Genomic DNA, 16411 nt, shown 5'->3' on the forward strand with positions numbered 1-16411 from the left:
GTGATGCACTTTAATGAAAGCCTTTTTAGCACGCGCAGTAATGTTGATTATCGGCATCATTCTACTGATTCAGTTATGGATCTTTGGTAGTTTGGTCTGGTGGCGTACCCATCCGGTCGAAACGACGATGTTTATGCGTGCAGACTATTTGACTGACTTCAAACCGATTAAACAGGAATGGCGCGATTACGATGAAATTAGTGATAATTTCAAACGTGCAATATTAGCGGGTGAAGATGCCAAGTTTATCCATCATCATGGTTTTGACTGGGCTGGAATTCAATTTGCATTAGAACGAAATAGTGAAAAAGGTGAGTTAGTTGCGGGTGGATCAACGGTTTCGCAACAGCTGGCTAAAAATTTATTTCTTTATAATCAGCGCTCATTCATCCGTAAAGGGCAAGAAGCCATTGCCACATGGATGATGGAGCGGATGTGGTCAAAACGCCGCATTTTAGAAGTGTATATGAACTCAGTCGAGTTTGGTCAGAACATCTATGGGGTTGAGGCAGCGGCTCAATTCTATTATGGCAAAAGTTCAAAAAGTTTAAGCCGAGAACAAGCGGCTTTCTTGGCGGCATTATTGCCTAATCCAAAGTACTATCAAGACAACCGCAATGACCGTAAGCTGCAATATCGCAAACGTGTTATTTTAAAATATATGAATGCGATACAAATTCCGCAATAATCCAAAAAAAATTTAAAAAAGCCCAATATTTTTGGGCTTTTTTACCAAATTGACATAATTTTGCAGCATACTTAAAACATCACTTGATGAATGATAATGCGACAAGGTTCGGTATGAATACTGCAGTGACGACAACAGCACCCATAGAATACAGTTACAACGATCGTTATATTAATCGTGAAATTTCGATTCTCGATTTTCACCTTCGTGTACTTGAACAGGCTGTCGACCCACTTCACCCCCTTTTAGAACGGATGAACTTCCTGCTGATTTTTTCACGCAATTTAGACGAATTTTTTGAAATTCGCGTTGCGGGAGTGATGGAGCAACTGACTTTAGGCAATGAAAGTCGCACGCCAGATGGCTTGACACCTAAACAAGTTTTAGATCAAATTTCAAAAACCACGCATGCTGCGATTGAGCGTCAATACCGTATTCTAAACGAACAAATTTTGCCGAAACTGCGTGAAGAAGATATTTGCTTCTTACGCCGTGGTGAATTAACGCCAGCCCAATCAGCATGGATTAAAAAGTATTTCCAAGAGCAAGTTGCCCCTGTACTGACTCCAATTAGTCTTGATCCTGCGCATCCATTCCCACGCTTAGTCAACAAAAGCTTAAACTTCATTGTGACTTTGGAAGGGAAAGATGCGTTTGGCCGTCAGATCGATCTTGCCGTTGTACCCGCACCACGTTCCTTGCCGCGTGTGGTACGTTTACCAGATGAACTCACCGACGGCAAAGAACATCATGTGATGTTGTCTGCAATCATTCACGAGCACGTGTCTGATTTATTCCCAGGCATGACGGCAACCGGTTGTTATCAATTCCGTGTCACGCGGAATGCCGATTTAGCCTTGAATGAAGATGTAGAAGATCTAGCCAAAGCGCTCAAAGGTGAATTAAGTTCACGCCGTTTTGGTCGAGCAGTTCGTTTGGAAGTGACACATAACTGTCCAAAGCATATTTATGAATATTTACTGGATGAGTTTGATCTAAACGAAGAACAGCTCTATCGTGTTGATGGACCAGTGAATTTGGCGCGTTTATTGTCGAACTTTAAGCGCCCGCATTTACGTTATGACTCACATACACCAGTCATTCCAAAAGCATTTAAAAAGTCGGAAAGTATTTTTGCTGCCATGCAGAAGCAGGACATTTTATTGCACCATCCGTTTGAATCATTTGCGCCTGTGATTCAATTATTGCGTGAAGCTGCGCGCGATCCACAAGTGCTGGCAATTAAACAAACGCTCTATCGTAGTGGTGCTGATTCAGAAATCGTGCAAGTGCTTGCCGAAGCAGCGCGAAATGGTAAAGAAGTCACAGCGGTGATCGAACTGCGTGCCCGTTTTGATGAAGAATCCAATATTGAAGTGGCCAACGTCCTGCAAGAAGCGGGTGCTGTGGTGGTATATGGCATCGTAGGTTATAAAACCCATGCCAAAATGATTCTGGTCGTGCGTCGTGAAAATAATAAATTAGTGCGTTATGTACATTTGGGAACGGGTAACTACCATGCTACCAATGCACGTATCTATACCGACTATGGTTTGATGACCACTGACAAAGACTTGTGTGAAGACGTGCACCGTATTTTCCAAGAATTAACCGGTATGGGTAAAATGGCGAAGCCGAAAAAGCTACTGCATGCGCCATTTACTTTACATGCGCAACTCATTAATTATATTGATGATGAAATTGCCAATGCCAAAGAAGGAAAACCAGCGCAAATTATTATTAAAGTGAATGCTTTAACTGAAGTTCAATTGATTAATAAATTGTATGAAGCATCGCAAGCAGGTGTACAGGTTGACCTGATCATTCGCTCAATTTGCTGCTTACGTCCAGGCCTGCCAAATCTATCTGAAAACATTCGTGTTCGTTCGATTGTAGGTCGTTTCTTGGAACATACCCGTGTTTACTATTTCAGCAATAATGGTAACCCACGTATTTATGGTTCAAGTGCAGACTGGATGGATCGTAACTTGTTCAACCGTGTTGAAGCTTGTTTCCCGATTGAAGATCCAGCCTTGAAGAAGCGTATCTATCAACTCGGTTTATTGAATTATCTCAAAGATAATCAGCAAGCATGGTTGTTACAGGGTGATGGTGTATGGGATCGTGCACGACCTGTGGAAGGTGAAGAGCCACACAATGCACAGCATACTTTATTGGACGCAATTAAATAAATGCCTGAGTGTTCCAACAAGGCATAGTACTTGTTGGAACATATTTAAATTAAATCGGGAGAGACGCTTTTATTGTGGTTTTCCCAACCTTGGAGTAAATAACTAAAGTTCCTCCCAAACGTTCTAAACGCGTTTGCATACTTCTCAGGCCGACACTCATTCCCGCAGTTTGGACCGCTTCAACATTAAATCCAATTCCGTTGTCCTCAATTTCTAAAATTAATTTTGCATCATTTGAAAAAGATAAGCTAAAGTGCACTGAATTTGCTTGGCTATGTTTTAAAATATTGGTTAAAGCTTCTTCTGCGACTCGCAGTAAGGTCAAACAAATGAGCGGACTCGGCTGGACCTGCCAAGACTCGGGAAAAGACCACTTTGATGCAATATCAAGTTCATCAAATAACTGACTAAAGCGATAACGCAATGGAGCTCCCCAGAGCAAAGGCGTATCTGGTACTTTCGCCCCAGTACTTGAGCCACTATCAATCACCTGACGCAAGTCATCTCGTAATAACTTTAACATGGATAAAAATTGTTGATTGCTCAGATTTACATGGCTTTGATCGACAGTCACCATGGAACGAACCAGAGAACCGCCTAAGCCATCATGTAAATCATGTGCAAGTTGTAAACGTTCTTGTAGCTTTGCATTTTCTAATTCAAGTTGATGTTGGGTGTTCAGTGAAACAGCCAATTCATCCCTTGCTTCAATAATATTCTGTGCCAAGGTTTGATTAAATTTTTCAATTTTCTTCACATTTTTGGCAAGCCTTAAAGCAAGAATAATCGCAATAAATAAGGTCATTAAAGGCGCTGTATAAGCAACAGCAGCAGCTCTGGTTGAAGACTTGCTAAGAATCAGATACGCGTCATGTAGTACAATAAATAAGAAGAAAATAAAAACACTCGCCAATAAATAGGCTTCGATTTGTCTTACTTTATAAGCAATAAAAGGGAACGAAATACAGTTGGCGATATTAATAACAACAGCGCAAATAAAGGTGAGTAGTAAAAACCATGTTAAGGCTGTATCTGGGAGTAAAATGGCGGATAGAGCTACAACAATAAAGCCAATCAAAAAGGTTCTTTCGATATGGGGAAAACGTTGATGCGCAAAACGCCATGCATATAAACAACCACAAATTGCATGCATAAAAATCATGACGATATTGATGCGTGCAATTTGTAAGGTATTTAAGCCAAAAGGGGGATTGATGATGGCAATGTTGCTCATAATGATCACCCAGCAGAAGGAGGTTAGAGCAAACCAACCAAAAGCTTTTTCCTGTCGACGAAAGAGCCAGACCAGAAAAGCAATCAGGCCCAAGATCAGTGAGAAGGAAAGATTAAAAAAGTTTAAAACGCGTTGTTCATATATGAAGGTTTCATATTGAGGAATTGCGATTTCTGGTGTTGCTAAAATGACATGTCCCAAGCCTGGATCTTGGGTTGCAACCCCAACGACCCGAATCCATAAAGTATTTGAGCCTTGTTTTAATGTAGAGGGCAGTAAATCCCAATAGCGTGGCATATTCCAACTACGAGAAAGTGGTTCCACTAGCGATTTATCTTGCCATAGGCGCTCATCATTTAGATAAATCTCTCCTGCCATGTTAATACTATTAATCACTAAGGTAATCGGTTCGTATTGATGCGGTGGACAATGATAGTCCCAAGCAATTTTATACCACGCACTGCCAGTATAGTCAGGCCAGCGTTGATGCCAATGATCAGGCAAAGTTATCGTTTGCCAGCCAGCTTGAGGACGTTGTGTCTGACTTTCTTGGTTTACTTTTGCAATCTGTATTGAGGTGATTTGAGCTGTACAGCTTGAGTGGCTATTTGCAATAGATGGCAATGAGCTCGCCAGCACTACTTGTGCTAAGCAAAGCGACCAGCACAGTATGAGGTACTTTATAAAAGACCTAATGAACGTGCTGTATTGATGGCTTTGGAGCGACTGCCTACTGAAAGCTTTCGATAAATATGTTTGATATGACATTCGATTGTATATTTTGATAAATGAAGAAAATCAGCGATTTCTCGATTACTCATTCCTTGAGAAACCAGTTTTAAAATTTCAAATTCTCGCGCTGAAAGTAAATGATTTTGTTCTACGGCTACAATATCTTTTGTTGTCGGTTCAAATGAAATTTTTGACAGAATCTGTTGGGCTATAAACGGGTCTATTGGCGCACCACCTCTTAATATACTCCGAATTGATAAGGTAATTTCAAAATCATCTCGTTCTTTTAACAGATAGCCTGTTGCACCCATTTGGATTGCTTTTAAAATTGTTTCCTGAGTGCTCCAAGCCGAAATAACCAGAACGGGCGAGCTTTCATCGAGCTGTCTTAGGCTTTCGATAAAATCAATGCCATTGCCATCGGGTAATCCGAGATCAACCAGTGCAAATGAAATTGGGCTTTGTTTAAGTATCTCTTTCGCTTGATAGAGGCTTTGCGCAAAAATGAGAGCCTCTTGTGTATAACCAATGTCCAGTAAGATTCTTTTTAGCCGCTGTTGCATGATTGCATCATCTTCCAGAATAAATACGGGCACGGGTAAAGTGAGTTCATTCTGAGACACAAAAATCATCCTTAACCATTATTTTTTTCAGTTGTCATCATAGGGGGGATTTGATTTTTTGACTATCACTGAAATTAGGTATTGTAAGGTCTATGTCTACAATATTTTTTTCAGGCCTCTTTCTTTTCTATTACTTATTTTTAGATCATATATTTTATTTTAACTATTATTTGAATTTTATATGACTATTAAATAAATCTAATCAAGAGTTGTTTTTAAAATACCAGTTTTCAGTGATATTTGAATTTATTCTAATGTGATCTTATATGGTTTCAATAAAACTTATTTGAATAAATGGAGAAAAACCATGTCAGTTAAACATCTAGATAAATTATATTTACGTTCGATATTAACAGATTTTTGGAAAAAAGAATTAAATACCAATAAAGATCCAGCCAATGGTAAGTGGTATGAAAAGGGGGCACAAAATGATGGTGGATTATATGGGGATGTGAGTGATGCGGATGATGTTGAAATTATTTTTCATCAAGATCAGGCAAAACTTGAAAAAAGTCAGGTTACGATTATCCATAGCGATTTTGACAATTCTAAAAGTAATATTGGCACTGAGTTTTCAACCGAGTTATCGGATACTTGTACTTTGGCAAAAACCCATACGACAACAAAGAGCCATACAATCAAGTTTGGTCTTGGGTATGAAGTAAAAGCAAAAGCTGGAATTGTTTTTGTAGATGTAGAAGAGACGATAAAAGTGAATTTTGAATACCAGTATGCGACTTCAAAAACAGAGTCTACAACGGAATCCAGCTCTCAAACCATCAAGCAAACAATTAAATGCATTGTACCCGCAGGAAAGATCTACAGAGCTTCTTTGGTTTGTACTAAACAGCGATTATTAATACCATTCACTGCTTTAATTGCTTTTAAGGGTACAACAGGGACTTGGTTCGAAAGTCGGGTGGATAACCATTATCATTGGATCTCTTCTATTGGACATGCCTTTCAACAAATTAATGCAAAAAAATTAGCTGGAAATGATAGTGAAAGGTTTACCGTACGTGGTATCGAAGATAAAGGAATGATGGATAATTCTCAGCAATTCGATTTTAAAATTATTATTTCGGATATTACTGATCTCGTTAATTTGGGGAATGTTGAGAAATTAATAGAAAAAGAAGAAAACTTTGTAGAGCTTGTTGAGCTAGCTTAATTTGATAGTTTTTAAAATGCTCACAGATGTGGGCATTTTTTGCATTTTAGAATTATAAAAATATTATTAAGATGATTTAAATTAATAGCTTACTTATTTTAAAACTGTGATGATTTCATCGAAATACCAGTTTTCAGTGATATACAGGCTTTAGTGTAATGTTTTGTAATTGTACCGATTGATTAAAAAATATAGGTACGGATATGAATCACATTTTTAAAAAAATTTGGAATAAATCACTGGGGAGCATGGTTGTTGTATCTGAAAATGCCAGAAGTGCTGGTAAGACAGATAATACCATTGGGGCGGTAAGCATTTCGGATACTGTTACAACGGATACGATGATATCTCGGGGATTTGGTCTGCAAACGCTAGTTTTAAGCATTGCTATGGTGACAGGAAGTAATGTTTGGGCCGAGGTCTGTGATGTAAATGGCAGTGGTGCAACAGGAGGTAGTACGGCGACAGGTTCTGGTGCCTTTGCGTGTGGTATAAATAATACGATATCGAGCTCATCTGTGGCTTCCAACGCTATTGGATTGGAAAACTTTGTAAGTGGCGCAGGCTATAATTCTGCTCTGGGGAGCAACAATACTGTTTCTTCATCTGAGGGAGCTGTCTCAGTAGGATTTTTAAACTCAAGTGTTGGACCAGGTTCTACTGCAATTGGAACAGCAACGAATGGTTTAAATCCTCAACATTTTCGATCACTCGTAGATAATATACAAAATGGTGTATTGGTGAGTGTAAATGATATTGCTGTAACAGCTACAGGGGCATCTAGATCGACGATCACACATATTAACGGTCAGGCTGTTAGTGCTGCTGAAAGGGATCGTTTTTTTATAAATTTGGAAATTGGTGGAAATATAGCTGCAGGTCGATTTAGCAGTGCAGTAGGTGTAAAAAACTTCACTCTGGGAGAGTCTAGTGCAGCAGTAGGCTTTAATAATAATGCGACCAAATTGAATAGTAGTGTTTTTGGTACCAATAGCCAAGCTATAGCTGATGGTGCAACTGCTATCGGTAATAATTCTCTAGCTAATGAAGCCAATACAGTATCAGTGGGGCGTAGTGGTGCAGAAAAGCGAATTACTAATGTCGCTGCAGCAAGTAAAGGAACTGATGCTGTTAATCTAGGGCAGGTGCAAAGCCTGTTTTCGGCTATTGGAGTATCGGATAACTATGCCCATAACAGCAGTGATACAGCATTAGGATCGACATCTGGTATTACACACGCAACGGAGAATAATGGTACGACCTTAACCAAAGTTGCAGGGATTTCAGTCACTTCGACCAGTACCAACCTCGATGATATTGATTCATTTACCATAAACGGTATAACCACGACCAAAGCTGCTGCACCTGATAAAGTGGCTGCTTTTATTAAGGCAGTGAAAAATGGAGGTAATATTGCTGTAGGTACAAATAGTAGTGCGCTTGGTGTTGCCAATATCGTCACGAGTGCTTCGAGTACAGCGATAGGTTATTCAAACGAAGCGAGAGGGAATGCGAGTGTCGCAATTGGTTATAACAATACCGCATTGATGCATGGCGGTAGTGCAATAGGTCATGATAATGTTGCGGTCAATGATTATGGAACTTCGATTGGGGTTAATAATTATAGTCAGAATAAATCAAGTGTTGCCGTTGGTTCGAATATTTCTTCATTACGACCTACACAGATAACAACAAATGGGCTTGGCATAATTACAGGAATCAATGGAATTCCTGTGACGGCGACAGGTAATACAACAGCAACGATTACGCATGTGAATGGTACTGTTGTTAATGATACGCAACGACAAGCCTTTTTAGAGCGATTGCAATGGGGAGGAAATTTAGCATTAGCAGAGAATAGCAGTGTCCTTGGTGTTGGTGGGATAACTTTAGGTACTAACTCGACCGCTGTTGGTTATGGTAATACGGCGAGGGGAGCAAACAGTAGTGCGCTTGGTTATTTGAATACCAGTGTGGGGCAATCCTCAACAGCAATTGGCAGCGCAACGAGTCCAGCAGGCCGAACTCCTCCTGGTGTTGTTGTAACAGCAGGAACTGTGGATGCTATTGATGGCATAACTGTGGTCAGTACAGCAACAAGTTGGGCTGATTTACGAGATAACCCAACAAAACTGACTTCTGTTAATGGGATGGTATTGAGTGAAGAACAGAAATCAGCTTATGTAAATTCGCTGCGTTATGGTAGTAATGCTGCAATTGGTGCGGCAAGTAATGCAATCGGTAATGAAAATATTGCTTTGGATGTGAACAGTAATGCTATAGGTTCCAATAATAAGGCAATAGGTTCTACCAGTAATGCATTAGGTCGAACCAATATTGCCTCTGGTGGCTATAGTAGTGCCGTTGGGCATGCCAATACTTCCTCTGGCGTGGATAGTAATGCTTTCGGTTCTTATAATGTTGCATCAGCATCAAGCAGTAATGCATTGGGTCGTCAAAATACTGCAACGGGTTTTGGCAGTAATGCGCTTGGATATCAAAATACTGCAAATGGTGTGCGTAGTGTTGCTGTTGGTAGCAATAACTTAAGCCAACAAACAGGATCAACTGCAATTGGTGCCGCAACAGGTTTCACCTATGCGTTCTATAGCAATGATGGAACTAAGCTTACAGCGATTAATGGTATTCCAGTCACTGCATCGGATTTTTCAACCGCATCAATTACGCATATTAATGGCTTAGCGGTGAGTCAGCAAGAAGTACAAAACTTCCTTAATTCGATTGATCAGGGCGGGTCCGTTGCCTTTGGTACAAACAGTACTGCTGTTGGTAATCAGAATATTGCGGTAGGAACACACAGTACCGCTGTAGGTGTCAGAAACATTGCTGGAGATATTGCTACAGCGGTGGGGCATAACAACACAGCAACAGGAATTGCCAGTACGGCAATCGGTCAGGCAAATAAGGCATCAGGCGTAAACAGTACCAGTATTGGATATGACAATGAGTCAACGGGTATTTTTTCAAATGCCTTAGGCTTTGATAATCAGGCAGCACACCAAAATAGTACTGCAGTGGGTACAAGTAATAAGGCACTGGGTATCAATAGTAATGCGGTCGGATATTTTAATATCGCGCAAGGTGTAGACAGTTCAGCTATTGGTTTGCAAAACTCGGCAATGGGGGTACGAAGTAGCGCTCTGGGCTATAAAAATGAAGCATCTGGTTTGGATAGCAGTGCTTTAGGTCATGAAAATAAAGCACAAGCAATGGAGAGTGCTGCCTTAGGTACGGATAACCTAGCAAGCGGAATAGGGAGTAATGCGGTCGGGAATGCAAACCAAGCTTTAGGATTTAAGAGCAGCGCCATAGGTTCTAATAACTTGGTAAAAGGTCAATCAAGTAGTGCTGTTGGTAGTTACAACAGCGTGACTGGCAAAAGTAGTAGCGCAACAGGTGTTGGCGGAGCAGCTTTAGGTAATGGTAGCTCGGTGATGGGTGGTGCCTTGGAAGATCAATCAAGTTTTGATCCTACTCAAGCTTTAACTGTTTTGAGTGGTCGAGTGATTGAGATGGATTCATCCACGATGACAGGTAAAATTGATGGTTTAGATTTTGCCTTTGACCCTAGTAATCCTACACATCCAGTGACTTTAGGTGGTAGAGCATTCACGATAGAGGAAATGAATGCCTTGATGCAGGCGGTTGAAAAAGGTGGTGCAATCGCAGTTGGTGAACAAGCATTGGCAGCGGGATCTCGATCTACTGCATTTGGAGATAAAGCGGCAGCAATTGGTGCTGAAAGTAAAGCTTATGCAGATAATAGTGTTGCTCTAGGCGCTGGCTCAATTGCTGATGAAGCCAATACCATCTCTGTAGGTAAAGCTGGGGCAGAAAAACGTATCACCAATGTAGCAGATGCGCAAAATGATTATGATGCGGTCAATAAGCAACTTCTTACAGCTACGGTCGCAGATGCTGTTTTTTATGATACGGGCAGCAACAAAGAAAAAATTACGCTCGCTGGTGCAACAGGTACCCAAATTACGAACCTAAAGGATGCGACTTTAGATAGTAGTTCAACGGATGCAGTGACTGGAAAACAGCTACATGCGACAAATAATAATGTGACAAACCTAGACGATCGTGTCACCACCGAAGTCGGTACTTTAAATACCCGAATGACCAATGAAGTGGGAACACTGAATACTCGTATTGATGGAGTGGATACCACAATTGCAGGGATTGATGGACGCGTTAGCACCAATACCAATGAAGTGGGGACACTGAATACCCGAATTGATGGAGTGGATACCACAATTGCAGGGATTGATGGACGAGTAACAGTCAATACTAATGATATTGCGACACTTGGTGGCCGTGTGACAACCGAAGTCGGTACTTTAAATACTCGAATGACCAATGAAGTCGGAACGCTGAATACTCGTATTGATGGAGTGGATACAACGATTGCAGGAATAGATGGACGAGTAACAGCCAATACTAATGATATCGCGACACTTGATGGTCGTGTGACAACCGAAGTCGGTACTTTAAATACCCGAATGACCAATGAAGTCGGAACGCTGAATACTCGTATTGATGGAGTGGATACCACAATTGCAGGGATTGACGGACGTGTTACCAGCAATAGTAATGATATCGTGACACTCGATGGGCGTGTCACAACCGAAGTAGGTGCATTAAATACTCGAGTGATCAATGAAGTCGGAACGCTGAATACTCGTATTGATGGAGTGGATACCACAATTGCAGGAATAGATGGACGTGTTAGCATCAATAGCAATGATATCGCGACACTCGATAGTCGTGTGACAACCGAAGTCGGGACGTTAAATACTCGAATAGGTAATGAAGTTGGAACACTGAATACCCGTATTGATGGGGTGGATACAACGATTGCAGGAATAGATGGACGCGTTAGCACAAATACTAATGATATCGCGACACTTGATGGTCGTGTCACAACCGAAGTAGGTACATTAAATACTCGAGTGACCAATGAAGTTGGAACGCTGAATACCCGTATTGATGGAGTGGATACCACGATTGCAGGTGTTGATAGTCGATTGACCACCGAAGTAGGTACTTTAAATACTCGCGTGACTAATGAAGTTGGAACACTGAATACCCGAATTGATGGCATTGACATGACTGTTGCGGGTATTGATGGGCGAGTAACCGTCAATACCAATGATATCGCTGCCTTACAAAATGGTTTAGGTAATGTTGCTGCAAGTGCAGTGATTTATGACAGTGCAGCTAAAGATACTGTTACTTTGCAAGGTGCATCTGGGACGAAAATTACCAATCTGAAAGATGCAACTTTAGACGCAAACTCTAAAGATGCTGTGACGGGTAAACAATTGCATGCAACTAATAATAGCATTACAGCATTGGATGGAAGAGTTACAACCGAAGTAGGTACATTAAATACGCGTATTGGCAATGACGTGGGAACTTTAAATACTCGTATTGATGGAGTAGATACCACAATTGCAGGGATTGACGGACGTGTTAGCACCAATACTAATGATATTGCGACACTTGATGGTCGTGTCACAACGGAAGTTGGTACATTAAATACCCGAGTAACCAATGAAGTCAGTACATTAAATACTCGTGTGACCAATGAAGTGGGAACTTTAAATACCCGTATTGATGGCGTGGATACCACAATTGCAGGGATTGATGGACGTGTAACAGTCAATACTAATGATATCGCTGCCTTACAAAATGGTTTAGGTCATGTTTCTGCAAGTGCAGTGATTTATGACAGTGCAGCTAAAGATACTGTTACTTTGCAAGGCACATCTGGGACGAAAATTACCAATCTGAAAGATGCAACTTTAGATGCAAATTCTAAAGAGGCTGTGACGGGGAAACAGTTACATGCAACTAATAATAGCATTACAGCATTGGATGGAAGAGTTACAACGGAAGCAGGGAATCTAAATGCAGCATTAACCACAGGTTTGTCCAATACGTTAACCGATGCTAAATCTTATGCTGATCAGCAAGCGACGACGACCTTAATAACATCGAAAGGTTATACAGACCAACAAGCTGTGATTCTAGACGGAAAGATTACAACCAGTGCGAATACCATCAACACTCGTATTGATGGAGTAGATACTCGCATTGGTACGGAAGTTGCGGCTTTAGACAGTAAAATCATAGCCAATACAACATCTATTAGCACTTTAGATGGGCGCGTGACAACAGAAGTGGGGAATCTAAATACAGCATTAACCGCGGGTTTGTCCAATACATTAACCGATGCCAAATCTTATGCTGATCAACAAGCAACGACGACCTTAACCACGTCGAAAGGTTATACAGATCAACAAGCCGTGATTCTGGATGGAAAGATTACAACCAGTGCGAATACCATCAACACACGTATTGATGGAGTAGATACTCGCATTGGTACGGAAGTTGCGACTTTAGATGGTAAAATCACAGCCAATACAACAGCCATTGGTCAAAATGCCTCAGCCATTAGTGCTCTAGATGGTCGAGTCACAATCAATACCAATGATATCGCAGCATTACAAAATGGTTTAGGCAATGTTTCTGCAAGTGCAGTGATTTATGACAGTACCGCTAAAGATACGGTTACTTTGCAAGGCACATCTGGGACGAAAATTACCAATCTGAAAGATGCAACTTTATCAGCTACATCAACGGATGCTGTTACAGGTAAGCAATTACATACAGTAGATGGTCGTATAACAAATGAAGTTGATACATTAAACACTCGGATTGGTTATGAGGTTTCGGGTTTAGATGGCAAAATAATTACCAATACCAATACGATAAATACCCGTATTGATGGTGTGGATACTCGAATTGGTACAGAAGTCGCGGCTCTAGATAGTAAGATTGGTCAAAATACGACGGTGATTGGAAAAAATGCTACAGCAGTCAGTACATTGGATAGTCGAGTTACAACTGAAGTTGGTACTCTAAATACGCGTATTGATGGTGTAGATACAACAGTTGCTAGTATTGATGGTCGAGTCACAACCAATACCAATGATATCGCAGCCTTACAAAATGGCTTAGGTAATGTTTCTGCAAGCGCAGTGATTTATGACAGTGCTGCTAAAGATACAGTTACTTTGCAAGGCACATCTGGGACGAAAATTACCAATCTGAAAGATGCAACTTTATCAGCTACATCAACGGATGCTGTGACAGGTAGACAACTACATACAGTAGATGGTCGTATAACAAATGAGGTTAGCACTTTAAATACGCGAATTGGCAATGAAGTGACAAGTTTAAATACGCGTGTTGACACAACCAATACTGCATTTATCCAGACATTGGGAGGCAGTGCATTATGGAGTAATGGTGTATTCACAGCGCCAACTTTTAGCATTCAAGGGCAAGTGAAAAATACCGTGAGTGATGCCTTTGTCGCCGTTGATCAACAGTTAGGTACAATTAAAACCTCGGTATCAGATTTAAAAACACATACAGAGCAACAAGCTGTATCTAACTTAAATGATGCAAAAAATTATACAGACCAACAAACTACCACAGCATTGAATAATGCAAAAAATTATACCGATCAGCAGACCACTACAACCTTAAATGATGCAAAAATCTATGCTGATCAAAAAGTGGCTGATGGTAAAGCTTATACAGATCAGCAAACAGTATCGGCTCTAAATAGTGCCAAAACCTATGCTGACCAAAAAGCAGCTGATGGTAAAGCCTATACAGATCAGCAAACTACATCTGTACTGAATGATGCAAAAAGCTATACAGATCAAAAAGCAGCTGCATCTTTGCATGGAGCGAAAGACTATACCGACCAGCAAACAACAGCCGCGGTTCAGACAGCAAATGGATATACCGATAGTAAAATTGCAGATGTACAAACTCAATTAACAGCCAGTAATCAGTATATTCAAGTGAATGGCATGAAGGATGCTCAAGCTGCTTCGGCGACAGGCGACAACTCGGTTGCAATAGGAGCCAATACTGTCGTAACAGGTAATCGTTCAACTGCTGTAGGTGTTGGCAATCAAGTTTCAGGCAATGGTTCTGGGGCTTTTGGTGACCCTAATACTGTATCTGGGAATGCGAGTTATGCTGTTGGTAATGACAATACCATTAAAGGCGATAAAACCTTTGTGTTAGGTAATAATGTGAATACTGAGGCAAAAAATGCCGTTGTATTAGGTAATGATTCGGAGTCAAATCGTGACAATACGGTTTCAGTGGGAGCTAAAGGTAAAGAACGTCAGGTAATTCATGTTGCAAATGCAACAGAAGACACAGATGCTGTAAATTACCAACAATTAAAAGCATCAGAAAAATCAGCCAATAGCTATACCAATGAACGGGTCAATGCCCTAAATAGTGCATTCCAAGATTATAGAGTAGAGACGGAACAACGTTTCCAAAAAGTGGATGAACGTTTCAATCGTCAAGGTGCTATGACTGCTGCAATGATGAATATGGCAAGCAGTGCTTCCAGTGTGAAAGGGCTAAATCGAGTGGGTGTTGGGGCTGGTTTTCAGGGACAGGAACAGGCCGTTTCGATTGGTTATCAACGCATAATTAACGAAAACACCTCACTTACTATCGGCGGTGCATTCACCAAAGAAGAGAGCTCTGGAGGTGTCGGTGTTGGCTTTGGTTGGTAAAATAATTTAAGCAGTCTTAAAGGAAAACCCATTCATTTTGAGTGGGTTTTCTCTATTTACAGGCTTAGTTGGTTTTCATTTCTAAGACCAGTTGATTGATCAGATCAGCTGCTTCCAATTCTCTGATTTGTCCAACATTGCTGCCTGCCCAAAAGGCACCATAACTAAAATCATGCTGTCCGCCAGCAACACTCATTAACTGTTTAGCTAAATCATAGGTATATGGATAAGCAGGGACTTTGGGGCGATTGGGTGAATCAATCTGTGTATGCCAAGTCCCGAGTAAGCCCCGTGCAGGTCGGCCAGACAGACTGGCACTGATTTGAGTAATGTTCTGGCTAAATAGAGCTTTACGATAGGCTGCATTTGCGCTTGAACTTTTACATTGTACAAATGCTGTACCTAATTGCACCGCAGCAGCTCCTAGTTTCAGCATAGTTCTAGCTTGTTCGCCATTCATAATCCCACCTGCGGCAATCACGGGGATCGTACAATGTTGAGTGATCAAGGATACTAAATCAGACGTCTTGATGGCTGCATCAAACTGTTGATTGAAAATACCACGATGACCTCCTGCCTCAATTCCTTGTGCGATAATGATATCGATGCCAGCAGCCTCAATCGCTTGGGCTTCAAGCAAATTGGTTGCAGAGACCATCGTGATAATCCCGGCATCTTTTAGTGCTTGAATTTGATGGGGGTGTGGAATCCCAAAATGAAAACTCACCGCTTTGGGGCTAGTTTCAAGTACTACATGTAGATAGTCATCATTGTCTAAAAAGCTGGGATAAATACAATTCAGGTGTGTGGGTGGTTCTGCTTTAAACTTCTCAAATTGAGGACGAAGATAATCAATCCAATGTTGTGCAGTTTCAGGATTCAAAGGTTCTGATTGATGACAAAAGAAATTCACCTGAAAGGGCTGATCTGTTAACGCTTGAGTTTTTAAAATCTGGGCTTTAGCTGCTTCTGGCGTATTTGCACCAAGACCTAAGGAACCTAATGCACCTTGATTAGAAACTTCTGCGGCAAGTTCTGGAGTCGAAACACCTGCCATCGGTGCTAGTAAAATCGGATGTTTTATTTCTAATAATTGTAAAATTGACATGATGCTTTACTCATTCCA

7 protein-coding genes are annotated in these 16411 nt (G+C 40.9%); 4 read left to right on the forward strand and 3 right to left on the reverse strand.

What is annotated here, in order from left to right; translation table 11 throughout:
- Positions 1-13: 13 nt before the first annotated feature.
- Positions 14-688 (forward strand): monofunctional biosynthetic peptidoglycan transglycosylase, encoded by a 675-nt coding sequence (mtgA, locus tag F885_RS00440; protein WP_005202246.1) that lies wholly within the window; start codon positions 14-16, stop codon positions 686-688.
- Between the two features lie 113 nt (positions 689-801).
- Positions 802-2880, forward strand: a complete 2079-nt coding sequence (gene ppk1, locus F885_RS00435) for a polyphosphate kinase 1 (RefSeq protein WP_005202248.1) — start codon at positions 802-804, stop codon at positions 2878-2880.
- Positions 2881-2929: 49 nt separating this feature from the next.
- Here ppk1 and F885_RS00430 read toward each other — a convergent pair whose 3' ends face one another.
- Together F885_RS00430 and F885_RS00425 are read right to left on the reverse strand one after the other, a co-directional pair.
- Positions 2930-4681: a sensor histidine kinase gene (locus tag F885_RS00430; protein WP_032859881.1), complete on the reverse strand. Its 1752-nt coding sequence runs from the start codon at positions 4679-4681 to the stop codon at positions 2930-2932.
- A gap of 113 nt (positions 4682-4794) precedes the next feature.
- The gene (locus F885_RS00425) at positions 4795-5478 is read right to left on the reverse strand and encodes a response regulator transcription factor (protein WP_017402398.1); all 684 of its coding nucleotides are present in this window, start codon (positions 5476-5478) and stop codon (positions 4795-4797) included.
- Between the two features lie 298 nt (positions 5479-5776).
- On the opposite strand from F885_RS00425, the gene F885_RS00420 reads away from it, so the two are divergent.
- Together F885_RS00420 and F885_RS20375 are read left to right on the forward strand one after the other, a co-directional pair.
- A complete protein-coding gene (locus F885_RS00420; protein WP_005322969.1) occupies positions 5777-6640 on the forward strand; it encodes an ETX/MTX2 family pore-forming toxin in 864 nt (287 codons plus the stop codon).
- 203 nt (positions 6641-6843) lie between these two features.
- Positions 6844-15285, forward strand: coding sequence for an ESPR-type extended signal peptide-containing protein (locus tag F885_RS20375; protein ID WP_005322971.1), 8442 nt, complete (start codon positions 6844-6846; stop codon positions 15283-15285).
- 64 nt (positions 15286-15349) lie between these two features.
- Here F885_RS20375 and F885_RS00415 read toward each other — a convergent pair whose 3' ends face one another.
- Positions 15350-16393, reverse strand: a complete 1044-nt coding sequence (locus tag F885_RS00415; RefSeq protein ID WP_005322973.1) for an NAD(P)H-dependent flavin oxidoreductase — start codon at positions 16391-16393, stop codon at positions 15350-15352.
- Positions 16394-16411 lie beyond the last annotated feature (18 nt).

The sequence above is a fragment of the Acinetobacter higginsii genome (assembly GCF_000369845.1).
Classification (GTDB): Bacteria; Pseudomonadota; Gammaproteobacteria; order Pseudomonadales; family Moraxellaceae; genus Acinetobacter; species Acinetobacter higginsii.